This window comes from Rhodococcus sp. PvP016 (assembly GCF_017832185.1).
In the GTDB taxonomy this organism is placed as follows: Bacteria; Actinomycetota; Actinomycetes; order Mycobacteriales; family Mycobacteriaceae; genus Rhodococcoides.
Window position 1 is genome coordinate 1338931 of the sequence record NZ_JAFIBH010000001.1, and the last position, 22934, is coordinate 1361864.

Annotated in this window: 22 protein-coding genes; 18 read left to right on the forward strand and 4 right to left on the reverse strand. The window is 69.2% G+C overall.

Going from position 1 to position 22934, the window contains the following annotated elements; genetic code table 11:
- Window positions 1-3: 3 nt before the first annotated feature.
- Together JOE30_RS06275 and JOE30_RS06280 are read right to left on the reverse strand one after the other, a co-directional pair.
- Window positions 4-447 (reverse strand): ATP-binding protein, encoded by a 444-nt coding sequence (locus tag JOE30_RS06275; protein ID WP_204869828.1) that lies wholly within the window; start codon window positions 445-447, stop codon window positions 4-6.
- 49 nt (window positions 448-496) lie between these two features.
- On the reverse strand, window positions 497-1027 hold the full coding sequence (locus JOE30_RS06280) for a DUF6328 family protein (RefSeq protein WP_204869829.1): 531 nt from the start codon (window positions 1025-1027) through the stop codon (window positions 497-499).
- A 213-nt stretch (window positions 1028-1240) separates the two neighbouring features.
- On the opposite strand from JOE30_RS06280, the gene JOE30_RS06285 reads away from it, so the two are divergent.
- The 5 genes from JOE30_RS06285 (at window position 1241) to JOE30_RS06305 (ending at window position 6535) form a co-directional block, all read left to right on the forward strand.
- Window positions 1241-2515, forward strand: a complete 1275-nt coding sequence (locus JOE30_RS06285; protein ID WP_204869830.1) for an EAL domain-containing protein — start codon at window positions 1241-1243, stop codon at window positions 2513-2515.
- A 76-nt stretch (window positions 2516-2591) separates the two neighbouring features.
- Complete coding sequence (locus JOE30_RS06290) at window positions 2592-3239, forward strand: PhoU domain-containing protein (RefSeq protein WP_204869831.1); 648 nt, start codon at window positions 2592-2594, stop codon at window positions 3237-3239.
- A 293-nt stretch (window positions 3240-3532) separates the two neighbouring features.
- Entirely contained in the window at window positions 3533-4936 is a 1404-nt protein-coding gene (locus JOE30_RS06295) for a sugar transferase (protein ID WP_204870822.1), read from the forward strand.
- A 115-nt stretch (window positions 4937-5051) separates the two neighbouring features.
- Entirely contained in the window at window positions 5052-5798 is a 747-nt protein-coding gene (locus tag JOE30_RS06300; RefSeq protein WP_204869832.1) for a GAF domain-containing protein, read from the forward strand.
- On the forward strand, window positions 5795-6535 hold the full coding sequence (locus tag JOE30_RS06305) for a GAF and ANTAR domain-containing protein (RefSeq protein WP_204869833.1): 741 nt from the start codon (window positions 5795-5797) through the stop codon (window positions 6533-6535). The genes JOE30_RS06300 and JOE30_RS06305 overlap by 4 nt, the downstream gene beginning before the upstream one ends.
- Before the next feature lie 29 nt (window positions 6536-6564).
- Here the strand turns inward: JOE30_RS06305 and JOE30_RS06310 are convergent, their stop codons facing one another.
- Entirely contained in the window at window positions 6565-7389 is an 825-nt protein-coding gene (locus JOE30_RS06310; RefSeq protein WP_204869834.1) for a GAF and ANTAR domain-containing protein, read from the reverse strand.
- A gap of 224 nt (window positions 7390-7613) precedes the next feature.
- Here JOE30_RS06310 and JOE30_RS06315 point away from each other — a divergent pair, with 224 nt between their 5' ends.
- Window positions 7614-8360, forward strand: coding sequence for a GAF and ANTAR domain-containing protein (locus JOE30_RS06315; protein WP_204869835.1), 747 nt, complete (start codon window positions 7614-7616; stop codon window positions 8358-8360).
- Here the strand turns inward: JOE30_RS06315 and JOE30_RS06320 are convergent.
- Window positions 8345-9076, reverse strand: a complete 732-nt coding sequence (locus JOE30_RS06320; RefSeq protein WP_056444334.1) for a TetR/AcrR family transcriptional regulator — start codon at window positions 9074-9076, stop codon at window positions 8345-8347. The two genes, JOE30_RS06315 and JOE30_RS06320, sit on opposite strands and share 16 nt — an antisense overlap.
- A 79-nt stretch (window positions 9077-9155) precedes the next feature.
- Here JOE30_RS06320 and bluB point away from each other — a divergent pair, with 79 nt between their 5' ends.
- From bluB to JOE30_RS06380, 12 genes are all read left to right on the forward strand, one after another.
- Entirely contained in the window at window positions 9156-9803 is a 648-nt protein-coding gene (gene bluB, locus JOE30_RS06325) for a 5,6-dimethylbenzimidazole synthase (RefSeq protein ID WP_204869836.1), read from the forward strand.
- Between the two features lie 9 nt (window positions 9804-9812).
- On the forward strand, window positions 9813-11159 hold the full coding sequence (locus JOE30_RS06330) for a putative nucleotidyltransferase substrate binding domain-containing protein (RefSeq protein ID WP_204869837.1): 1347 nt from the start codon (window positions 9813-9815) through the stop codon (window positions 11157-11159).
- Window positions 11156-11980, forward strand: coding sequence for a Fic family protein (locus JOE30_RS06335; protein ID WP_204869838.1), 825 nt, complete (start codon window positions 11156-11158; stop codon window positions 11978-11980). Before JOE30_RS06330 ends, JOE30_RS06335 begins: the two co-directional genes overlap by 4 nt.
- Window positions 11981-12082: 102 nt before the next feature.
- The gene (locus JOE30_RS06340; RefSeq protein WP_204869839.1) at window positions 12083-13636 is read left to right on the forward strand and encodes an amino acid permease; all 1554 of its coding nucleotides are present in this window, start codon (window positions 12083-12085) and stop codon (window positions 13634-13636) included.
- Complete coding sequence (locus tag JOE30_RS06345; RefSeq protein WP_204869840.1) at window positions 13633-14454, forward strand: urea amidolyase associated protein UAAP1; 822 nt, start codon at window positions 13633-13635, stop codon at window positions 14452-14454. Before JOE30_RS06340 ends, JOE30_RS06345 begins: the two co-directional genes overlap by 4 nt.
- Window positions 14451-15095: an urea amidolyase associated protein UAAP2 gene (locus JOE30_RS06350; RefSeq protein ID WP_204869841.1), complete on the forward strand. Its 645-nt coding sequence runs from the start codon at window positions 14451-14453 to the stop codon at window positions 15093-15095. Before JOE30_RS06345 ends, JOE30_RS06350 begins: the two co-directional genes overlap by 4 nt.
- A complete protein-coding gene (locus JOE30_RS06355; RefSeq protein WP_204869842.1) occupies window positions 15092-17083 on the forward strand; it encodes a 5-oxoprolinase/urea amidolyase family protein in 1992 nt (663 codons plus the stop codon). The genes JOE30_RS06350 and JOE30_RS06355 overlap by 4 nt, the downstream gene beginning before the upstream one ends.
- A complete protein-coding gene (atzF, locus tag JOE30_RS06360) occupies window positions 17083-18756 on the forward strand; it encodes an allophanate hydrolase (RefSeq protein ID WP_239532499.1) in 1674 nt (557 codons plus the stop codon). Before JOE30_RS06355 ends, atzF begins: the two co-directional genes overlap by 1 nt.
- A gap of 302 nt (window positions 18757-19058) precedes the next feature.
- The gene (locus tag JOE30_RS06365) at window positions 19059-20978 is read left to right on the forward strand and encodes a hypothetical protein (protein ID WP_204869844.1); all 1920 of its coding nucleotides are present in this window, start codon (window positions 19059-19061) and stop codon (window positions 20976-20978) included.
- Window positions 20975-21163 (forward strand): hypothetical protein, encoded by a 189-nt coding sequence (locus JOE30_RS06370; RefSeq protein WP_204869845.1) that lies wholly within the window; start codon window positions 20975-20977, stop codon window positions 21161-21163. The genes JOE30_RS06365 and JOE30_RS06370 overlap by 4 nt, the downstream gene beginning before the upstream one ends.
- A gap of 41 nt (window positions 21164-21204) precedes the next feature.
- The gene (locus JOE30_RS06375; RefSeq protein ID WP_307806085.1) at window positions 21205-21603 is read left to right on the forward strand and encodes a hypothetical protein; all 399 of its coding nucleotides are present in this window, start codon (window positions 21205-21207) and stop codon (window positions 21601-21603) included.
- Window positions 21600-22898 (forward strand): hypothetical protein, encoded by a 1299-nt coding sequence (locus JOE30_RS06380; RefSeq protein ID WP_204869846.1) that lies wholly within the window; start codon window positions 21600-21602, stop codon window positions 22896-22898. Before JOE30_RS06375 ends, JOE30_RS06380 begins: the two co-directional genes overlap by 4 nt.
- The last annotated feature ends 36 nt before the right edge of the window (window positions 22899-22934 follow it).

Genomic DNA, 22934 nt, shown 5'->3' on the forward strand with positions numbered 1-22934 from the left:
CCGTCAGGCCGCGTCCCACCGCATCCGGACGGTGGTGCCGTCCTCCGAGGAATTTACCGACGCCTCGTGGGCGAGGGCGTGGATGAGGGGGAGGCCCCGACCGCGGCGCGGATCGTTGCCGTTGTCGACCCAGGATCCCCGATCGGTCACATCGATGGTCACCTCGCCGGCGCGCGGAGTGCGCGCCTCCAGACCGACGGTGCGCACCACGGTGTCCGCGGATCGTTCGTAGGCATGCTCGACGCTGTTGGCCAGAGCTTCGTACGTGGCCAGCGTGATGTCCTGGCACAGATCCTCGTCGAGGCCGCGGTCGCGCAGCCAGGCGAGCACCGTCGTACGCACTCCGGTCAGAGCCCGAGGCTCGGCAGGGATGTCCCGCAGGATCAGATCGCGGGTCGCGTCACCACGGTCGGTGACCGGCATGTCGTCGGCGACGTCGGTGATCATGAAAGCTCTGTACCCACTGCGCGCAGATTTTGCACATCCATGGTCGAGATCACTCGGTCGAATCGGACCGATCGTTCACCGGACCCAGCCTGCGGCGCAGCGACACGGGGAGAACGAGGCAGACCGAGACGAACAGGGTGGCTGCCACCGCACACGCGATGATGCCCGCGGTGGGACCCACCACCAGGTCGAAGATGAGCAGCGGTACGCCGGACATGGCGATGCCCAGCAGGACGAAGCCGGCGAGAGCGAACCGGTTCGCGTGGTCGACGAGCTGGCGAAGCGCCCGTCGACGGAACAGGATCCTGTGCAGAGCCACCGGCGCGACCAGGAGGATGGTGGCGGTGACCGACGCTCCGAGCGTCACCAGGTACACGGCCTGCTCGTATGTCTCGAGTTCCGGGAAGCGGGCCTGGAACGGGAGGGTGAGCAGGAAGCCGGTGAGCAACTGGATACCGGTCTGCACCACGCGCAGCTCCTGCAGGAGGCTCGACCAGTTGCGATCGAGGCGCTCGGTCTCGGTCTCGTTCCGCTCGCGTGCGTTCCAGTCCGATCCGGTCAGGGGCCCGTCCGCTGTCATTCGATGATACTACGACGGAACCCCCCGTACCCGGCGTCGTGCCTGTTTGAGGGCTTGTACGATGACTCGGCTGTGGAATGGATCAGACCTTGTTCTGCCCGTGACCGATACGGGGCTGGAACAGGTACGAATCACTGACGATCCGGGGGGTCACGGTGTCGGGACACGCCACGTCGGAATCGTCCGACGGTGGCCTTCTAGAACGGACACGTCATGCAGAGGAGCGCACTCCGGCGTCAGAGTGAGTCGGCGCGACACTATGTCGACCTCTCGGCCACGGATTCCACGCTGCAGACCCTCACGACTCTCGCGTCGACCACGCTGGGATTCTCCGCCGCGCAGCTCAACATCCTCGACGAGGACGTGCAGTACACCCGCGCTCAGCACGGGGGACCGTTCCCGCACACAGTGCCGCGCTCCATCACCGCCTGTCAGCACGTGGTCGCGTCGGGGGAACCCGTCGCGGTCTCGGACTCCGGCCTCGACCGGTTCTCGAACGATGCGGTGCGGGCGGCCACCGCACAGGCGCTGCACGCTCTGTCCCTCGGGTCCTACGTGGCGGTTCCGCTCCGCGGACGCGAGGGGCTGATCATCGGCACCCTCTGTGTGGTGGACGCCGAGCCGCACCCCGCGAACGAGTACACGGTCACCACCCTCACCGAGTTCGGTCGGGTGGTCGAGACCCATCTCGAGGCGCTGCGTGGTCACGGGCGGACGACGAACGCCGGGTGCGTCCGCGCTGTCGCGGCCGCGATCGAGCGGGGCGAGATCACCCCCTGGTACCAGCCGATCGTGGACGTGACGTCCGGCGCCGTCACCGCGGTGGAGGCGCTCGCTCGCTGGACGCGACCGGGCGACGGCACCACTGCGCCGTCGATGGTGGGTCCAGCGGACTTCCTGCCCGCCATCGAGGGCAGCGACCTCGAGATCGACGTCGATCACGCGGTCCTCGTTCGCGCGCTCGTCGACTTCGAGCGGTGGATGGCCGTTTCTACCGAGATGGACCTGCACGTCAACCTGTCCGCGCGGCATCTCGCGGCTCCCGACGCGGTGCAGCACCTGATCGACATCGTCGCCGCGTCCGCGGTGCCGGCGGCGCGGGTGGTCTTCGAACTGACAGAGACCGTGTCGCACGCACGCCCGGCGCGGGCCCACGAGTTCGTCAGCGCCCTGCAGGCCGTCGGATTCCGAGTGCTGCTCGACGACATCGGCATCGGTTTCTCGTCGCTCGAACGCCTCGTCGACTTCCCGGTCGACGGTTTCAAGATCGACGCGGGCATCGCGCGCACGCTCGGTACCGCTGCGGGCGACTCGTTGGTCCGTGCACTGGCCGGATTCGCGGTCGACACCGGGCGTGTGCTGGTCGTCGAGGGAATCGAAAGCGACCACCAGGTCGCGGCCGCCCGCCATACTGGGTGCACTCGCGTCCAAGGATTTCTCTACTCTCGTGCGGTGCCTGCGCGCGACGTTCGCTCTCTGCTCGATTAGGGGGCGCTCTCGTGGGTATCCCCCATCGTCGAGTCCCTCGGGACCCGGCGGCGGGACGGCCAGGATCGGGGACATCATGCGCACTGCGTACACAGCTCAGCTCGAGGGATTGAACGACGATCTGTGCGCTCTCGCGCAGGCGGCGGAGACCGCCATGCGCGACGCCAGCATCGCGCTGCTCGACGGCGATCTGCAGGCTGCCGAATCCGTCATCGCCCGCGGCGAGGCACTCGGAGAGCTCGGTGCCCGGTGCGAGGACAAGGCCGTCACCGTGCTGGCGCTGCAGGCACCCGTCGCTGCGGATCTCCGGCGGGTGTTCTCGGCCGTGCGCATCAGCAGTGACCTCTCACGGATGGTCGGCCTCGCGGTGCACATCGCCGAAGCCGCGCGCCGTCGCTTTCCCGAGCCGATCGTGCCCGATCATCTGACGCCGCAGTTTCGTGAGATGAGCGAATTGTGTCTCGACATGTCCGGTCGAATAGTCGACGCACTGCGCACGAGTGACCTCGGGCGTATCGATCGTCTGAGTTCACAGAACGATCGAGTCGATTCTCTGAAGACAACGGTCGTGGACACCGTGTCCGCGGACGATCGCGGGCACGACGTGATGAATGCCGTGGACATCGCACTGCTGGGACGGTATTTCGAGCGCTACGCCGACCAGATCATCGATGTCGCCTCGCGGATCGTCTTCTTCGTGAGCGGCCGTAAACAATTGGCCTGAGGGTCCTCTGGAATCGTGTCGTTCGAACACGCTAAATCTGTGTGAACTCACCATGTGATTCACCGCACTGTGGTTGTCTGAGCGGGCCTCGCGGGAAGGCAATAAGCTACCGACTGCCCTGGTACACCTATCAGCGGCCTACGTCCCAGGCGGATCCAGTCGAACGGAACGAGGTACACGTGTCTGCCCCCAGCCCGGCGGAGAGCGAGTCGGCCGAGCGCCGCGACGTCGCACTGCCGCGGGCTCGGCGATCGCGCAGGGCGACCTCGCGACGCGACTGGGAGCGCTCGTACATGGACCGGCTCCGGGTCACCGACGTGCTCGTCGTCGTCGCTGCCGTCGCCTGCGCACAGGTGGTGCGTTTCGGTCGGCCGGATCTCGAGGTACCGCGCGCGGCGTTCAACTACACGGTGGTCTCGGTCGCCTTAGCGCTGACGTGGATCGCGTTCCTCGCGATCTTCCGTACCCGCTCGCCGCGCGTGCTCGGCGGGGGAGCCGAGGAGTACCGGCGCCTGCTGTCCGCCACCTTCCGCCTCTTCGGGCTCGTGGCCATCATCTCGTTGCTCTTCCGCTTCGAACTTGCGCGTGGCTACCTGGCCATCGCACTACCGGTCGGGCTGATCGGGCTCCTCGTCTCGCGGTGGCTCTTCCGCAAGCACGTGGCTCGCGGACGTCGCCGCGGCGACTACCAGACGTCGGTCGTCATCGTCGGCAGTCACAGCTCGGCCCTCTCCATGGCGCGGTCGTTCAACCGCGACGGAAGTGCCGGCTACGCCGTGGTCGGGGTGTGCCTGCCGCGAACCCAGCCGGTCACCGAGGATCAGCTGTCCGTCGACGGTCTCGAGATTCCCGTCCTCGGCAACGAGAACGATGTCCTCGACGCCATCGAGGCCACCGGCGCGGACACCGTCGCCGTCACCGCGACGGACCACATCGGTCACGAGGGCATTCGCCGCATGGTGTGGGACCTCGAGAAGAAGAATGTCGACCTGGTCGTGGCTCCGGGAGTCGTCGACGTCGCAGGCCCGCGCCTGCACATGCGACCGGTCGCCGGCCTCCCGCTCATCCATGTGGAGAAGCCGCAGTACAACGGTGCGAGCCGCTTCGGGAAGACGGCGTTCGACATGGTGTTCGCCGTGGTCGCCCTCGTCGCCGTGGCCCCGCTCTTCCTCCTCGCCGCCGTTCTCGTCAAGGCCACCAGCAGGGGCCCGGTCTTCTACCGGTCCGAGCGCATGGGCCTCGACGGCACGCCGTTCCAGATGATCAAGTTCCGCTCGATGGTGCAGGACGCGGACGCTCGGGTGTCGGAGCTGTTGGCGCTCAACGACAGCGAGGGCGGCGTCCTGTTCAAGATGCGCGAGGATCCGCGTGTCACCAAGGTCGGCCGCGTGATGCGGCGGCTGAGTATCGACGAGCTCCCGCAGTTCTTCAACGTGCTGCGCCGCGAGATGTCGATCGTGGGCCCGCGGCCGCCGTTGCGGCGCGAGGTGGAGACCTACGACGGCGACGTGCGCCGCCGGCTGCTCGTCAAACCCGGTCTGACGGGCCTGTGGCAGGTGAGCGGCCGCTCCGACCTGTCCTGGGAGGAATCGGTGCGCCTCGACCTGAGCTACGTCGAGAACTGGTCCATGACGGGTGATCTGCTCATCGTGCTCAAGACCCTCAAGGCCGTCGTCGGCAGCGACGGCGCGTACTGAGTCGGTCGCCCGCGGTCCAGACCTGTCGCTACGGTTGACTCGCGGCACACGGGGCATTCCTCGGGTCGCACGGACAGCGGTGTGACAGTCGATCGACGAGGAGTGAGCGCAGGTCATGACGACGCGATCGGGTGGTGACGACGACGCGCACGGACCGTTGGCCATCACCGACATCGCCGATCTCTGCCGCAGTGTCGTGCAGTTGGTCGAGGTGGACGGCGCCGCCATCACCGTCATGAGCGGCACCACGCGCGAACTGGTCTACGCCACCGATGTCGTGTCGCAGTACCTCGACGAGCTGCAGTTCACCACCGGTCAGGGCCCCTGCGTCGACGCTTTCCACCGTGGCCGCACCGTGTTCGTCGCCGACCTCGACAACGAGGCGGAGGAGCACTGGCCCGGATTCGCCGCCGACGCGTCGGACGGGGGCGCGGCCGCTCTGTTCGCCTTTCCGCTGCGCGGCGGCACCACCGTGTTCGGCGTGCTCGAGCTGTACCGCGCCACGATCGGCGAGCTCAGCGACGAGTTCGCCGCCGTCGCCCAGCTGACCGCGGACGCGGCGGCGATCAGCCTGCTGGAGGCCTTCGCGCCCGGCCTCGGCGCGGGGCAGTCGGTCGACGAGGCGGTGGAGGACTCCCCGCTGGGCGACCGTCGCACCCGGCCCTACGTCAATCTGGCCGTCGGCATGATCACCGTGCAGATGCGGGTGTCGCCGACCGAGGCGCTCGCCCGGCTGCGCGCCGCCGCGTACTCGGCCCGACGCCCCGTCGACGACATCGCCCGCGAGGTGGTCGAGCGCAAGGTGCGCTTCTCCACCGACGACACCGCGTCGGACTCGACGACGAAAGGACAGCCGTCGTGACTTTCCCGCCCACCTTCGATCCGCCCGATACCGACCCCGTCGGGGACACCGACGTGCCGTCTCCCGTCGTCGTCCTCGCCGAGTTGACGGGCCACCTGGCCGCCGGGGTCGACGCCCCCTATCTGCTCCACCTCCTCGCCACCCGTACGCGCGAGGCCCTGCGCGCCGCCGCGGTGTCGGTGGTGTTCGACGGGTCCGGGTCGGCGGACCTCGACCTGGTCGCGGCGGCCTCGACCGGACTGCTCGACCGAGCGCTGTCCGTGGGCGGACCGGTGGCGATGTGCGTGCGCACCGGCGCGGCCGTGCTCCTCGACGACCTGGAGAACGCTCCGGGGCGCTGGCAGGATCATGCCCGCGATGCGCGCGCGGTCGGCATCGGCGGCATGCGTGCCTACCCGGCTCGGATCGCGAACCGGGTCATCGGTGCCGTCGTGGTCCACACGTCGGGGCCGTGGCGGGCTCCGGGTCACGCGGCGGCGTTCGTCCAGGCCGTCGCGGATCTGGCGGCGTTGGCCGTCAGTGTCGACACCGAGGGCGATGTACGCCTGTCGGTCGAGGCGACGCGTCGACAGCAGGTTCTCGAGGACGCCGCCGTGATCGATCAGGCCATCGGTGTGCTCGTTGAGACCCACGGTCTCGACATCGGCCCGGCGACCGACCTGCTGGTCACCGCCGCCCGCCGCTCACGGACCTCGCTCGCGGATCGGGCGCGTGCGGTGATCGATGCCCTGAGCTGACCGGGCTCGTTCCCGCCACACGGGGCGCACTACTCGGCCGGAGTGATCTGACCCGCCGGCACGCGCGTGTGTGCCGTCATCAGCAGCGTGCCGAGTTCGGTGGACAGGGAGTCCGGCGCATCGCCGAGCGAGCCGATGTCGCGGACCAGTTGTTCGGCAAGAGTTCGGACCTTGATGTTCGTGGTCTGCGAGCGCCAGAGCAGCAGGTCGAAGGCCTTCTCGGGTGTCACGTTCAGCCCCAGCATCAGAGCGCCCTTGGCCTGCTCGATCGCGGCGCGGGACTCCATCGCGGCGGCATAGGTCTCGACCTGTCGCGCGGCGTGCTCGGAGTTCTCCGCGCCGGTCAGGGCCGACTGGGCGGCCTGCACGAACACCCGCATCGCCGACTCGTCGACGGAATCGAACCGATGGCCGGTATGGCTGTAGAGATTGAGGGCACCGATGTGGGCACCACCAGCGGTGACGGGCGCGGACAGGAAACTCGCGACGTCGAGGTGCTCGATCGCCGTCGCGAACACCGGCCAGCGACGGGACACGTCGTCGAGATCCGCACGCACCACCTCGTGGGTCAACGCCGACTCGATGCACGGTCCCTGCTCGCTGCGGTACTGGGCCTGATCGATCTCGAGGACGAATGTCTCGGTGCTCGCGGCGGTCTGCGGCTTGCCGCGGCGAAAGACCGTGACGCCCGCTGCGTCGGCGTCGGGGATCGCCGTCACGACGCGCGCGCAGATCGTGTCGAGAGCGCCGTCGCTCGTGTGGGAGACGGCGAGCGCACTGTCCAGGTCCGCCAGGGCATCCGCCAGCAGGGCCAGCGCGCGCCGTTCGTCCGGGCTGCTCACGCTGTCCGTCATGCCCGCATCTCCCGCCGTCGCCGAGTCATCACTCCCGGGCCGATACGCGGAGTGCGAGACCACCGTACCGCTGTCGGGCTGTCCGGTTATAGTTGCGCGGAAGGCGATACCCCGCCCGGCGTCCAGCAGTAGGCGTCGGCACTGGTGGGTGTCGCCTTTTGTCGTCCGGTCTGCAACGACCGTGACGACGAGTGATGAGAGAACCGAAGGGATCAGCACCACACATGAGCAACGACGGTCGGCCGCCGAGCTCCGAGCACCTCGATCTGGTGCGCACTCTGGCCGAGTTGGCGCGCGAGTTCGCCGGGTCGCGCCAGGTCCGGACGATCGACGAGGTTCTCGATCACGTCCTCGCGGTGTCGGTCGAGCTGATCGAACCCGCGGATCACGCGTCGGTGCGGCTCGCGGGCGGGGTGCCGGGGCCCGCGGAGTCGAACCGTACGAGCAGCGACGTCGCGGCCGCACTCGACCGGGTGCAGAGGCGCCCGGGGGACGGGCCGAGCATCGACGTCCTGTCCCGTCCTGCCGACTCCGACGTGGACCTCGCTGCCGTCGTCGCCGGTCCGGTGCATCGGTGGCCCGATCTGGCGGAGGTGGCCGACGACGTCGGTGTCCGGGCGCTGGCCGCCCTTCCGTTGGCGATGCACGAACGCACGCTGGGAGTGCTCACGCTGTACTCGTCGTCGACCGCGGCGTTCGACGAGGACAGCCTGACCGTGGCGACGGCGATCGCGGCGCACGCCGCCATCGCGGTGCAGAGTCTGCAGAAGGAAGCGCAGTTCCGGTCCGGTCTCGCGTCCCGCGACATCATCGGTCAGGCCAAGGGCATGCTGATGGAGCGGTTCGAGGTGGACTCGGTCCAGGCGTTCGAGATGCTCTCGAAGCTGTCGCAGAACAACAATCGTCCGCTGCACAGACTCGCTGCGGACATCGTCGAGGCGGGCGCCAAGCTGCGCTACCCGTCCGCCTGAGGCAGGGTGGCGGCGAGTCGGTCGAGCAGGGCCTCGAGCGCTCTCTCGAACTCGGGCAGCCCGAGATCGCGCGCCAGCTCCGCCCTCATCCGCACCACGGTGGGGAACTCCGTCGGGTCGATGTCGTCTCCGGGCTGGGCGGTGGCGCGCGGATCGTCGGGATCGTTGGGGTCCGTCGGACCGATCGACACTCCCTGCGCCGAGACCTCGAGCAGCAGCTGTCCGAGCAGGAAACTCGTGTACGAGCGATACGCGGCGGCCGCGGCCGCGTCGTCGAATCCCCATTCCTTCAAGCTGGAGAGGAAGTTCTCGAGCCATCGGACGCTGCGGAGCGGGGGCCGTACCCACGGTGCGCTGTTGGGCCGGGTCGCGATGAGGGGGAACACCTCGGGATGTTCGAGCGCCATCCGGCGCACGCCGTGCGCCAGCCGCTGCAGGTAGTCCTGCCAGCTCGAGGCGCCCTTCATCAGCACCTGCGGGTCGCTCCCCAGATCGTCGATGACCTGGTCGACGATGCCGTCGAGCAGTTCTTCCTTGCCACCGAAGTAGTGGTAGAGCGCCATGGCTTCGACGCCGAGACGCCCGCCGAGTCGGCGCATCGTCAGATCCCGCGCGCCGTTGTCGTCGATGAAGGCGATGCCCGCGCGCAGGATGACGGCGCGGGTGAGCTGACCCCTACCGGGCGGTGGCGTGGTGCCGGGTGTCGAACCCACGATGCATCGACCCCCCGGTTGTCTCGAGACTCGGACGCACCGAGTGGTGTCGACACTAGGCGTGTTCTGGCACGGTCACCACATGAGCACCGAGCACCTGTCCGTGTACCACGCCATCGCCGCACGTCGGGACGTCCGCAGTGAGTTCAGCGGTGAGGTGGTGGATGACGCCGTCCTCACCAGGATCCTCACCGCCGCCCACCGGGCACCGAGCGTCGGGAACACCCAGCCGTGGGACTTCGTGATCGTCCGGCACCCCGAGACGCTGGGGCGATTCGCCGCGCACGTGGCGCAGTGCCGCGCCGACTTCGCGGCATCACTGCCCGCCGACCGCGCCGAGACCTTCGACCCGATCCGCGTCGAGGGAATCGAGACCAGTGGCACCGGCATCGTCGTGACGTACGACGACTCCCGCGGTGGTGAGCACGTCCTGGGCCGGGCCACGGTGCGGGACACGGGCCTGCTCTCCGTGGCCCTCGCCATCGAGAACCTCTGGCTCGCAGCGGTGTCCGAGGGCGTCGGCGTCGGGTGGGTGTCGTTCTACGACGAGGCGGTGCTGCGGGACGTCATCGGCCTGGCCGGCGACGACGCGGTGCGGCCCGTCGCGTGGCTGTGTGTCGGTCCGGTGACGGACTTCCAGGAGATTCCGGACCTCGAGCGGTTCGGGTGGCGTCCGCGTCGGCCCCTGTCCGACGCCGTGCACCAGGAACAGTGGAGCCGTCGGGGTTAACGTGGCCGGGTGACCTCCTCGCGTCGGCGTTCCCCGGTGAGCGCGCTGACGCGTCGCGGTGTCCCGATCGGCAGAGCCGACATCACCGTCGCGGAGGCGGCCGACGCGATGACCCGGGCGCGGTCGAGCACCCTCGTCGTGCAGTGCCCGGGCTCGGTGTGGGGCGTGGTGACCGACGGCGACCTCCGCCGACGCGTGATCGCCGCGGGCCTGAGCACCGCGGCGCCGGTGTCGGCCGTCGCGTCCGTTCCGGCCGTCACCGTCGACGCCGAGGTGCCCGTCGCGGAGGCGGCGGCCGTCGCGCTCGCCGCGGGTGTCCGCCGGCTGGTGGTGCTCGACGCGAGTGGGGGCGTGCTCGGTATCGCCCTCGAACAGGATCTGCTCTCGCCGGCGCTGCGTGCGGGCACAGCGCTGCGCACCGCGGTGGAGCGCGCAGCGAGTGTCGACGATCTGGTCGAGGCCTGCGGGCGCCTGTCCTCGGTCACGTTGTCGCTGAACGATTCCCGCGTCCCGTCGGCCGACGTGACGGCGGTGCGGTCGTCCGTGGTGACGGCCACCGTGCGCCGGGCCGCCGAACTGCTGGGCGACGACGCATCCACCTGGCTCGTCTCCGGAAGCGTCGCTCGGCGCGAGTCGGTCCCGTCGTCCGATGTCGAGACGGCCAGAGTGGGCGGCCCGTCCCCGATGGGTTCGAGTGTGCACGCGGTACTCGAACGCTGCGGTCTCGCAGCCGATCCCCACCACGCGAGTGCCGCGTCGCCGCGCTTCGTGCGGACGGTCGACGAGTGGTCCGGCGCGGTGGCGGGCTGGGTGGCCGATCCGTACGAGGACACCGGTGTGGTGATGCTCTCGCTCGCGCTCGATGCGCGTCCGGTGGTGCCGGGTGGATGGGCACCGGCGGAGCCCGCGCGCGCCGCGCTGGCCGACGCCGCTCACGCGCGACTGCTGATGTTGCGTGAAGCGACGACGATCAATGCTCGGGTGACGCTGCGGGACAAGCTCTTCCGTCGTGCGGACACGATGGACGTGAAGGCGGGAATCCTGACTCCCATCGTGGACATCGCGCGCTGGGCCGGTGTCTCCGCCGGGCACGACGCCGTGGGCACGCCGGCGCGGCTCGAGCACGGTGCCCGGGCGCAGGTGCTGTCCGAGGACGACGCCGAGGTGCTCGCGGAATCGTTCGACGTCGTCCAGCGCATCCGGCTGTGGCACCAGTGCGAGGCGCTGCGCGACGGCCGCCCCGTCGACGACCTGGTGCGCCCGTCGGACCTCACGCCCCTCGACCGGAGCCTGCTCGACGCGGCGGCGCGGGAAGTCGCGGGCGTACAACGTGCCTCGGCATACCTCGCGCGATGAGGCCGTCCGAGGAGCATCCCGACACGTTCGCCGGGCTCACCCCGGAGCAGCGCCACGCCGTCGACCAGGCCGTCGCCGCCGAACGGCTCGAGGGATGGCGTCCCACGCCGGCGGATCTCGCACTCCTCGTCGCCGAGTGTCGCGGCGAGTCCGTGTTGCCGTCGGTGCGCGAGGGGCTGATCGGCGACGGACCGACGCGCGAATCACGCTGGGCGGCACTACGTCCGCGGCGTACCCCGTACCTGCTGCCCGGATCGACGACGCTGCGCAACGTGCTGGGCATCGTCGACGCGGCCGAGTTGCACCGCGCGGAGAGCATCCTCACCGCACTCCGTCTGGTCCGCTGTCACACCGGGCGGGCCGACCTCGGGGGCGCCGTCGGTGTGCACCGTCTGCTGAGCGTGCACCGCTACGTCTTCCAGGACGTGTACGTGTGGGCGGGCGACGTGCGCACCGTGGAACTGTCCAAGAACGGCACCGCGTTCGCGAGGTGCTCCGTCGTGTGGGACGGCCTCATGAGCGTGCACGAGACCATCCTGGACGCCGACTGGACCGCCGCCGACCGGGGCGAGCTCGCGTACCTCCTGAGCCGCACCTACGCCGACCTCAACCAGGTGCATCCCTTCCGTGAGGGCAACGGACGGGCCGCGACCATGCTGCTGCATCTGCTCGTCGCGCCGACCGGGTTCCGGCTGGATCTGACCGACGTCGAGCGGCGGGACTGGATCGCCGCGTCGCAGGACTCGGCGCCCTTCCGCCAGGCCGGTGCACCGTCGGCACGCCCCTTCCTTCCCCTCTTTCTCCGCGCTCTGAGCGCGTAACGCACTCGCAACATCTCGATACATCACGGACACCACCGCGGCCGCTGCGTCCGATTAACTATCACTCGACAGATACACCCCTCCCGTCGATGGAGAACACCCATGAGCCAGGCCGTGCTCCCACCCCCGTCGGACCGTCACGCGGACGGCGACTCCGACGATCTCCTCGAGTTCGGGTACGAACAGCAGCTGCATCGCAAGCTGGGAAAGTTCGCGTCCTTCGCGGCGGGCTTCTCGTTCGTCTCGATCCTGACGACGATCTTCCAGCTGTTCGGCCTGGGCTTCAGCTTCGCCGGCCCGGCGTTCTTCTGGGCGTGGCCGGTGGTGTTCGTCGGCCAGTTCATGGTGGCGTTGTGCTTCGCCGAACTGGCCGCGCGCTACCCCATCTCCGGGGCCATCTATCAGTGGTCACGCCGCGTCGGCGGTGAGATCACCGGCTGGTTCGCCGGGTGGTTCATGATCATCGCGCAGATCGTGACGGCCTCCGCCGCCGCCATCGCGCTGCAGGTGGTGCTGCCGAACGTCTGGAGCGGCTTCCAGATCGTCGGTACCGACACGGCGCTGACCTCGTCGGACGGCGCCGCCAACGCCGTCGTGCTGGGCACCGCGCTGCTGGTGATCACCACCACCGTCAACTCCATCGGCGTCAACGCGATGGCGCGCATCAACTCGATCGGCGTGACGTGCGAGATCGTCGGTGTCATCGCCGTGATCGGGGTGTTCTTCACCCACGCGCAGCGCGGACCGGACGTCGTCTTCGACACCGGCGGCGTGCCCGTCGATTCCGGTTACATCGGTGCGTGGATCGTCTCGGGCCTGATGGCCGCCTACGTCATGGTGGGCTTCGGCTCGGCGGGCGAGCTGGCCGAGGAGACCAAGAACCCGCGTCGCGTCGCCCCCCGCACGATCCGGCTGGCCCTGTCGGTGTCCGCACTGGGCGGTGGCCTCATGATCATCGGCGCCCTCATGGCAGCGCCCAGCCTCACCGACGGCGAGCTGGCAACACAGGGACTTCCCTACGTGCTGAACTCCGTGCTGTCCTCCCCGTGGGGCACCGTGCTCCTGATCGACGTGGCCATCGCGATCCTCATCTGCACGTTGGCCATTCAGACCGCCGCGTCCCGGCTCATGTTCTCGATGGCTCGCGACGGCCGGCTGCCCGGCTCGCGCATCCTGGGCAGCGTCAACAAGACGACGGGCACACCCATCGCTCCGGCCGTCGTCATCGGTCTGGGCTGCGTCCTCGTGCTCGTGATCAACGTCGGCAACTCGGCGATCTTCTCCACCCTCGCCAGCGTGTGCATCGTCCTCATCTACCTCGCCTACATGATGGTCACCGTGCCGCTGCTCCTCCAGCGGCTGAAGGGCTGGCCCCACAACACCACCGGCACCCCGAAGGTTGACTCCGAGGGCAAGCCGCTGTTCACGCTCGGCCGTCTCGGACTGCCCGTCAACATCCTCGCCGTCGTCTACGGCGCCGTCATGGTGGTCAACCTGTCCTGGCCGCGCCCCGAGATCTACGACCCCACCGGCGATTTCCCGCTGCTGCGCTGGGCCGCGCCCCTCACCGTGCTGGCCGTGGTCGCCGTCGGTGCGCTGTGCTTCCCGCGCGGCAAGGCCCATCCCAACCCCGTCACCACAGGAGTGTCCGCATGACCGCCACCACCACAGCCGCCCGCGAGCACGCCCGGTCGCAGGCTCGGGAGATCACCGACTCGATGCCGGTGGTCCCACCCTCCCTGTGGCCGCACGACGTTCCCGGAACCGATGCCGCGTCGCTCGTCTGGGCCGAGACGGTTCCCGGCGGGCGGTACACGACGAAGGTGCTCCAGCGCGGAACCCGAGTGCGGTTGCGCGACATCGACGGAGCGGCCTGCGCGCACGTGCTGCTGCACCGTGCCGACGCACCGTGGGAACGCCTCAACACCGCCGACACCGTCAAGGTGCCGTGGCAGGCGTACCTGGGGGCGGGCCACCCACTGCTGTCCGACCAGGGTCGGGTGCTCGCCACCGTGCTGGCCGACTCGTCGGGGCACCACGACGCACTGTGCGGAACGACGACGCTGCTCACCAACACCGCGAAGTACGGTGACGGCAGCGCGTACTCGGCGTCGCCCGCGGGCCGCGAGTTGCTGATCCTGGCCGCCCTGAAGAACGGTCTCGGCCCCCGCGACGTGCCGCCGACGCTCAGCTTCTTCCACGGCGTCACCGTCGATCCCGACGGGGCGCTCCGCAGCACCGGTTCCGCGGGTGCCGGCCGCGAGGTCGACCTGATCCTGCATCTGCCGGTGATCGTGAGCATCGCCAACACGGCGCACCCGATCGATCCGTCGCCCACCTTCGACACCACGTCGCTCGAGGTGCTGGCCTGGCCGTCGCCGCAGGATCTCGACGCGCTGCCGAACACCGATCCCGAATACCTCCGTGCCGTCGCGAACACCGACGACACCGTCGATGCAGGAGTGCTCCGATGACTGCAGCAGTACAGGAACTGGCCCTCGTCTCCGGCGAGGTGGTGCTCGACGAGGTCGCACCCGCCCGCGGCCCGTGGTCCGCCGTCGTGCGCGCCGGCGACGTCCTCACCATCCTCGATCTGGAGGGCAACCAGGCCGTCGACACCCTGGTCTACGGCGCCGACGATCACACCGTCCGTTACAGCGCACCGGCCACCATGGTGGGGCAGGGCAACGTGTACCTCACCACCGGAACGGTACTGCGCGACAGCGAGTCCCGGCCGATGATGACCATCGTCGCCGACGAGGTGGGCAATCACGACACCATCGGCGGCGCCTGCTCGCAGGAGTCGAACACGCTGCGCTACGGCCACCACACCAAGCACCAGCACGCGTGCGTCGAGAACTTCGTGCTCGAGGGGTCGCGGTGGGGTCTGGGCAAGCGCGACATCGTCTCCAACATCAACTTCTTCATGAACGTCCCGGTCGACGCGGACGGCACCCTGGGCATCGTCGACGGACTGTCGGCTCCGGGCAAGCGGATCGCGCTGCGTGCGGAGATCGACTCGCTGGTCCTGATCTCCAACTGCCCGCAGATCAACAACCCGTGCAACGGTTTCGACCCGACGCCGGTACGACTGATCGTGACACGGCCCGCATGAGTATCCACGTCGAGCGCCCCGGCATGCTCACCACCATTCAGGACTGGCCCGGCCGGGTGGGGTACTGGAAGGTGGGAGTACCCCCGTCGGGGCCGATGGACGACCTGTCGCTGCGGCTGGCCAACGTCGCCGTCGGCAACCCGGAGGGCGCCCCGGCGCTCGAGACCACGATGAGCGGTCCCGCACTGCGTTTCGACGACGAGACCGTCGTGTGCGTGACCGGTGCGGACGCACCCGTCACGGTGAACGGCGTGCCCGCCGAGCGCTGGACGCCGATCACGGTGCCCGCGGGCGGGGTGCTCGACGTGGGTGCGGTGTCCGGGGCCGGTCTGCGGATGTACATCGCGATCCGCGGTAGCGTCCTGGCTGAGGAGTATCTCGGCAGTGCGTCGACCTTCACGCTGGGCACGTTCGGCGGGCTCGACGGTCGTGTGCTGCAGGCGGGCGACGACCTCGCCCCGGCGGATAGCGCCACCGGCACGCCCGCGGCTGTCCCCATGGAACACGTTCCGGCGCTCACACACTCGTGGCAGCTCGCCGTCACGGAGGGTCCGCACGGCGCGCCCGAGTTCTTCACCCGCACCGACATGGACACCATTCTCGGCACCGACTACGAGGTGCACTTCAACTCCGATCGCACCGGCGTGCGGCTGGTCGGACCCCGCCCGGACTGGGCGCGCACCGACGGGGGAGAGGCGGGTCTGCACCCGTCCAACATCCACGACAACGCGTATTCGGTGGGGGCACTGGACTTCACGGGCGACACTCCCATCCTGCTCGGTCCCGACGGCCCGAGCCTGGGCGGCTTCGTGTGCCCGATGACGGTGGTCGCGGCCGATCGTTGGAAGCTCGGTCAGCTGCGCCCCGGCGACACGGTGCGCTTCGTGGCACTCGAAGCCGCCGCGGCAGCATCGAAGAACACCGTGGGTCTCGCCCGACGTGCATCGCTTCCCGTCGTCTTCTCCCGCGGCGGCGACGGAGACGACGGAGTCATCGCGCGTCGCGACGGTCTCACCCCGGTGACCTACCGCCGGTCCGGCGACGACAACATCCTGGTCGAGTACGGCGAGATGTCCCTGGACCTCGCGCTGCGGGCCCGAGTGCACGCGTTGCACGAGGCCGTCGAGGCCATCTCTCCCGCCGGGCTGGTCGATCTCACGCCCGGTATCCGGTCGTTGCAGGTGAAGGTCGATCCCGACGTGCTGCCGACCGCGAAGCTTCTCGATCTGCTGGTCGAGGCCGAAGACGCGCTGCCGGACGCCTCCGAGCTCACGGTGCCCAGTCGGCATGTGCGGCTACCGCTCTCGTGGGACGACCCGTCCACTCGCGAGGCCATCCAGCGCTACATGCACGGCGTGCGCTCCGATGCACCGTGGTGCCCGTGGAACATCGAGTTCATCCGCCGCATGAACGGGCTCGAGTCCGTCGACGACGTGTACGACACGGTCTTCGATGCCGAGTACATGGTGCTGGGCCTGGGCGACGTGTATCTCGGTGCGCCCGTCGCGACTCCGCTCGATCCGCGGCACCGCCTGGTGACGACGAAGTACAACCCGGCCCGCACGTGGACACCGGAGAACGCCGTGGGAATCGGCGGCGCGTATCTGTGCATCTACGGCATGGAGGGACCGGGCGGCTACCAGTTCGTCGGCCGCACCACGCAGGTCTGGAACCACCGCCATCCTCTGACCGCGAAGGGGTTCGAGGAGGGCACGCCCTGGCTGCTGCGCTTCTTCGACCGCATCTCCTGGTACCCGGTCAGCACCGAGGAACTCGCCGACATGCGCGCCGATCTCGCGGCCGGTCGCGGAGCGGGCGTCGAGATCACCGACGGCACCTTCTCGCTGGCCGACCACGACGAGTTCCTGGCCGACAACGACAGCTCCATCGCCGAGTTTCGCAAGAAGCAGGCCGAGGCGTTCGGCATCGAACGCGATGCCTGGTCCGCGGCCGGGGAGTTCGCCCTCACCACAGCACAGGGAGCATGATGACGACCGCTACCGACCGAGTGTTGCTCGCGTACAAGCGCATCGCCGAAGTCGACCGCCCCGAGGTGTGGATCGCACTGCGCGACGAGGCGGACGTCCTCGCGGAGGCCGCCGGTCTGGACGAGAGCCTGCCGCTGTACGGGACGGTGCTCGCGGTCAAGGACAACATCGACGTCGCGGGTCTCCCGACGACGGCGGCGTGCCCCGAGTTCGCCCGCACCCCGGACGTCGATGCCACCGTGGTCGGGCGGCTCCGCGCCGCCGGCGCTCTGGTGCTGGGCAAGACCAATCTCGACCAGTTCGCCACCGGACTCGTGGGGACCCGGAGCCCGTACGGCGCGGTCCGGCACGCGCACGACCCCGAGAAGATCTCGGGCGGGTCGAGTTCCGGCTCCGCGACCGCGGTCGCACTGGGCATCGTGGACATCGCCCTCGGAACGGACACGGCAGGGTCGGGCCGAGTTCCTGCAGCCTTCGCGTCCCTCGTGGGCATCAAGCCGACGCTCGGACTGGTGCCGAACACCGGCGTCGTCCCGGCGTGCGTGGACTACGACGCCGTGACGGTCTTCGCTGCCGACATCGCCACGGCCACAGCGGCCATGGCGATCATGATCGGTGCGGACACGGCGGATCCGCGGAGTCGTGCGTGGCCCGCGACGGTGCCGTTGTCGGCCCCACCGCGCCCCCGCGTCGCCGTGCCGCGCGCCGAGGATCTGGTCGCGCTGTGCCCCGAGTACACGGAGGCGTTCGAGCTCACCGTCGCGGGTCTGGACGCCGCCGGGATCGACCACGAGATCGTCGACATCTCGATGCTGCTGGACGCTGCCGTGCTGCTGTACGACGGGGCGATCGTGGCCCAGCGGTACGCCGCCGTCGGCGAGTTCCTCGAGGGCGCGCCCGACGGTGCCGACCCGACCGTCTCCCGCATCGTGATGGGCGCGAAGGACCCGGCCGCGCACGCGTACGTCGACGACCTCTCGACGCTGCTGGCGGCGAAGGCGTATGCGGCGTCGATTCTCGACGGGCTCGACGGACTGCTGCTGCCGACGACCACCGAGCACCCCACCATCGCTGCGGTGCAGGCGGATCCGCTGGGCATCAATCGCAGGCTCGGCACCTTCACCAACTTCTGCAATCTCCTCGACATGGCGGCGGTCGCGGTGCCGGGCGCGCGCACGACGGTGGGAGAACCCTTCGGCGTCATGGTCGTGGGCCCGGCGTTCACCGATCAGGTACTGCTCGACATCGGCGCCGCGGTGGCGGATCAGGACACGGCGGTACTCGTGCAGGACGGCGTGGACGTGCTCGTCGTCGGCGCGCACCTGCGAGGGTTCCCGTTGAACGGTCAGCTGGTCGAGCGCGGTGCACGCTTCCTCGGTGAGGTGAGCACCTCCGCCGACTACCGGCTGGTCGATCTGGGCACGACCCCACCCAAGCCGGGCCTGGTGCGCAGCGGCAGTGCCGCCATCGCAGGCGAGCTCTACCGGATGGCGCCCGCGCACCTCGGCACGTTCCTCGCGGCACTGCCGGCGCCGATGGGTCTGGGCCCGGTGACGCTGTCCGACGGTCGGGAGGTGGTCGGCTTCATGTGCGCCGTCGACGCGGCCGAGGCGGGCACCGACATCACCGAGTTCGGCGGTTGGCGGGCGTACACCGCGAATCGTGGAGTCTGAACCCCGGATTCCGGGGTCTGGATTCCACGATCAGCTCGAGCGGGGCCGGTTCTCGTTCGCGAGGGTTCCGGGTCTGCAGCAGGACGCGGCCCGGACCCGTGAAGTCGAACACCAGCCCCTCGCCGGATCGACGGTGACGTCGGGGGAGTTGCCGAGCCAGGAGCCGGGTTGTGCCGGAGTTCGACGTCCATGCGCAGACGATAGAGCAGCAACGACCGCCGCGCGCGGCACCGACGGGTGCCCGAGAAATTACTTTCGGGTAGCTCTGGTGTTGACGCCCGGTTACAGACATAATCCGATGCGTGAACAATGTAGGTGTTACCTCGAGTAACCTGATCGCACAGGCGCCGGCCGGTGGCGGCGCCGCGCTCGATCAGGTCTTCGGCATGACCGCGGCAGCCGGTGTCATCTCGCTGTTCCTGCTGTACCTGGCGGTGATGCACCGGACGAGGCGCATCACGTGGCTGCAGCGCCTCGCGGACTACGCGGGCGAGAAGCTGCACCGTCCCGGGTGGGTGGCGCTGCCGCTCGTCATGTTCATCTCGACGATCCTCACCGCATTCTTCGGCTTCATCTGGGACGTCAGCCTGCACATCGGACGTGGTCGCGACGAGGGCCCGTTGGCCAACCCGGCGCACTACTTCATCCTGGTGGGCTTGTTCTTCCTGTTCATCGCCGGTGCGCTGGCAATCATCCTGCCGCGCGACGAGAAGCCCGGTCCGGCGGCCATCAAGATCACGCGGACCTGGTATGCGCCCACCGGCGGGCTCCTCATCGCCGGCTCGGGCCTCTACGCGCTCATCGGCTTTCCGCTCGACGACATCTGGCACCGCATGTTCGGCCAGGACGTGACGCTGTGGGGACCCACGCACCTCATGCTCATCGGCGGCGCCGGCCTCTCGCTCGTCGGCGTGCTGCTGCTCGAGCACGAGGGGCGCGTTGCGATGGCCTCCACTGCCGTGACCACCGCCGCCACCGCCGGTGAGCCCGACGGCGACACGAAGGCGGACCCGGCGCAGGCCGTCGACTCGCGCAAGCGCTCGATCATCACCTGGTTCATGCGCAGCTCCGCCTTCGGTGGTCTGGTCATCGGCCTGTCCGTCTTCCAGATCGAGTACGACTTCGGCGTCGAACAGTTCCGCCTCGTGTTCCAGCCGCTGCTCATGACGGCGGCCGGCGCCTTCGCACTCATCGCCGCCCGCCTCATGGTGGGCCGCGGATCCGCTCTGTTCGCCGTCGCGTTCGCCGCGGTGATCCGCGAGATCACCGCGCTGATCGTCGGTCCCGTCCTCGGTGAGCCGCACAGCGTGTTCGCGCTCTACCTCGGCATGGCCGTGGTCGTCGAGATCATGGGTCTGACCACGATCGTCCGGCGCCGCCTCCTGTTCGGCGCCGTCACCGGTGTCGCCGTGGGCACCGTCGGCCTGTACCTGGAGTCCGTCTGGGTCGACGCCGTCTTCCTCTACCCGTGGCCGAACAGCATGTGGGTCGAGGCGCTCGCCACCTGCATCCCGGCCGGCCTCGTCGTCGGTCTCACCGCGGGTCTGTTCGCGCAGGCGCTCAGCGGTGACGGACTGCCGCGTCCCGCCGTCCGGCGTTCCATCGTCGTCGCGATGGTGCTGGTGCTCGGCGGCAGCGTCGCCAACGGCCTGATGATCGACGTTCCGCAGGGCGCGAACGCGACCGTGAGTCTCATCGACGCTCCCCGCGAGGACGGCTTCCGCATGGTCACCGCCACGGTGAGCATCTCCTCGAGCGATCTGGTGTCCGACGATCCGGAGTGGGTCTCCATCCTCTCCTGGCAGGGCGCGGGAGATTCGCTGCACGGACTCGTCGTCGACAATCTCGAGCGCACCGGCCCGGGTGAGTACCGCTCCACGCGTGCCATGCCGGTCGACGGGACGTGGAAGACGTTCCTGCGCATCCAGGACGGCCGCACCATGGCAGGTGCGCCCATCTTCATGGCGGCGGACGAGGGTATCGGCGCCGAGGAGGTCCCCGCGACCACCGAGTTCACCCGTGAGCTGCAGTACGAGACCAAGCTGCTGCAGCGCGAGCGCTCGTTCGACCACCCGGCGTGGCTGTTCACGGCGGCGTGCCTCGTGGTGCTGGCCTGCTCGCTGGCCCTCATCTGGTCGCTGTCCTGGGGCGCGGCGCGCATCAGCCTGGCCACCCCCGGCAACACCGCGACGAAGGGCACCAAGGAGCGCAGTCGCGTATGACGCCCGATCCGAACGTGATCTATCTTGCGGATCACTCTGTCGTGCTGGCACTTCCGGCCGTCATCCCGGCGTTGCTCATCGCCCTCGTGGTGATCGTCATCGTCGTGCGCGACCGGCGGGCCGAGCGGGCGGAGAACGCCGAGAACGAACTGAAGGACGCGAACGAGAGGGAGGGCACGGAGTGAGCGGGAAGGCCGGAGGCCGGTCGGCCATAGGAAGGCGCGCAGTGGTGGTCGGGTTGGCGGCCTTGGCGCTGGCGGGGTGCTCGCAGGCGGAGCAGGAGACCGAGGCGACGCCCCAGCAGGTCTCCTCGGCGCCGGTCGCCTCGGTAGCGGCATCCGACGTCCCACGCATCACGCCCACCACGCTCGACGTCTCCATCGTCGACGGTGAGGTCACCCCGGTGGACCAGCGCCTCGAGGGCAGGGTCGGCGAGGAGATCCTCGTGACCGTGTCCAGCGACGCGGAGGACGAGATCCACGTGCATTCCGTTCCGGAGCACAGCTTCCCGGTGGCGGTGGGTGACAACCAGCAGTTCCGCTTCACGGTCGACGTGCCGGGCTCGGTGGACGTCGAGTTGCACGAGGCCGACGTCACCGTGGCGACGGTGCTCGTCCGGTCGTGAGGAGCGAGCTTCTCGCGCACGGTCTCGGCGGATCGACCGACCTGCCGATCCCGGTGACGTACGCCCTCATCGGCGGCGCCTGGGCGCTGGCAGCGTCCTTCGCGGTCCTGTTGCTGGCGTGGAAGACTCCGCGTCTGTCACCCGATCGACATATGGTCCGGACGCCGCTGGCGGGAGTCGTGGACGCTCCCGCGTTCCGGGCCGCCGTCGGCGCCGCGTCGGTGGCGCTGGCCGTGTGGGTCGGCGCGGCGTCGGTGCTGGGTCCGCAGGATGCGTCCAATGCCCTGCTCGGCGTGTTCTACGTGCTGGTGTGGGTCGGACTCGTCCCGGCATCGCTGGTGTTCGGGCCGGTGTGGCGCATCGTATCCCCGGTCCGCGCGCTGTATCGGGTTCTGCCGCACGGTCGGCCGCGAACACTGCCCGACGGCATCGGTGTGGTGCCGGCGGTGCTGGGCCTGCTGGCCTTCGTGTGGCTCGAACTGGCGTCGAGTGATCCCGGTTCGGTTGCCGCCGTGCGTACCTGGTGTCTGCTGTACGTGGTGATCCTGCTCGGGGGCGCCCTGATCTTCGGCGAGGAGTGGTTCGCGCGCGCGGATCCGTTCGAGGTGTTCAGCGACACCGTGGCGCGGTTGTCGATCCTGGCGCGCGACACCGAGACCCGCGCCCTCGTGCTGCGCAACCCTCTCGACGGTGCCGCCACCCTCCCCGTACGACGCGGAACCGTCGCCGTGACGGCCACGCTGCTCGGCTCCACCGCGTTCGACTCGCTGGCGCAGACGCCGAGTTGGAAGTCGTTCGCACGTGATCTCGGTGACCCGGTGCTGATCCGCACGGCCGGGTTGCTGGCCTGTGTCGCAGTGGTGGGCAGCGCGTTCTGGCTCGCGGCGCGCACCACCGGCGGTGTGACGAGGGAGCGGCGCGCGCAGTTGCCGGGTCTGCTGGCGCACTCGCTGATCCCGATCGTCGTCGGGTACTTCTTCGCCCATTACCTCACCTATCTCGTCGAGAAAGGTCAGCAGAGCGTCTTCACGTTGTTCGATCCGTTCGACCGAGGATGGAATCCGCTCGGCATCGCGGACGCCTCGGTGAACTACGCGCTGTCCTCGCACCCGTCGGTGGTCGCGTCGATCACGGTGCTGTGCGTGGTGATCGGGCACATCGTCGGCGTGACACTGGCGCACGACGCAGCTCTGCGGCTCCTGCCGAAGAAGGACGCGCTGCTCGGCGAACTGGCACTCATGCTGGTGATGGTGCTGTACACCTTCCTCGGGCTGTTCCTGTTGTTCGGCGCATGAATGGTCGTTGACCTTTCCGTGACCGTAGGTTACCGT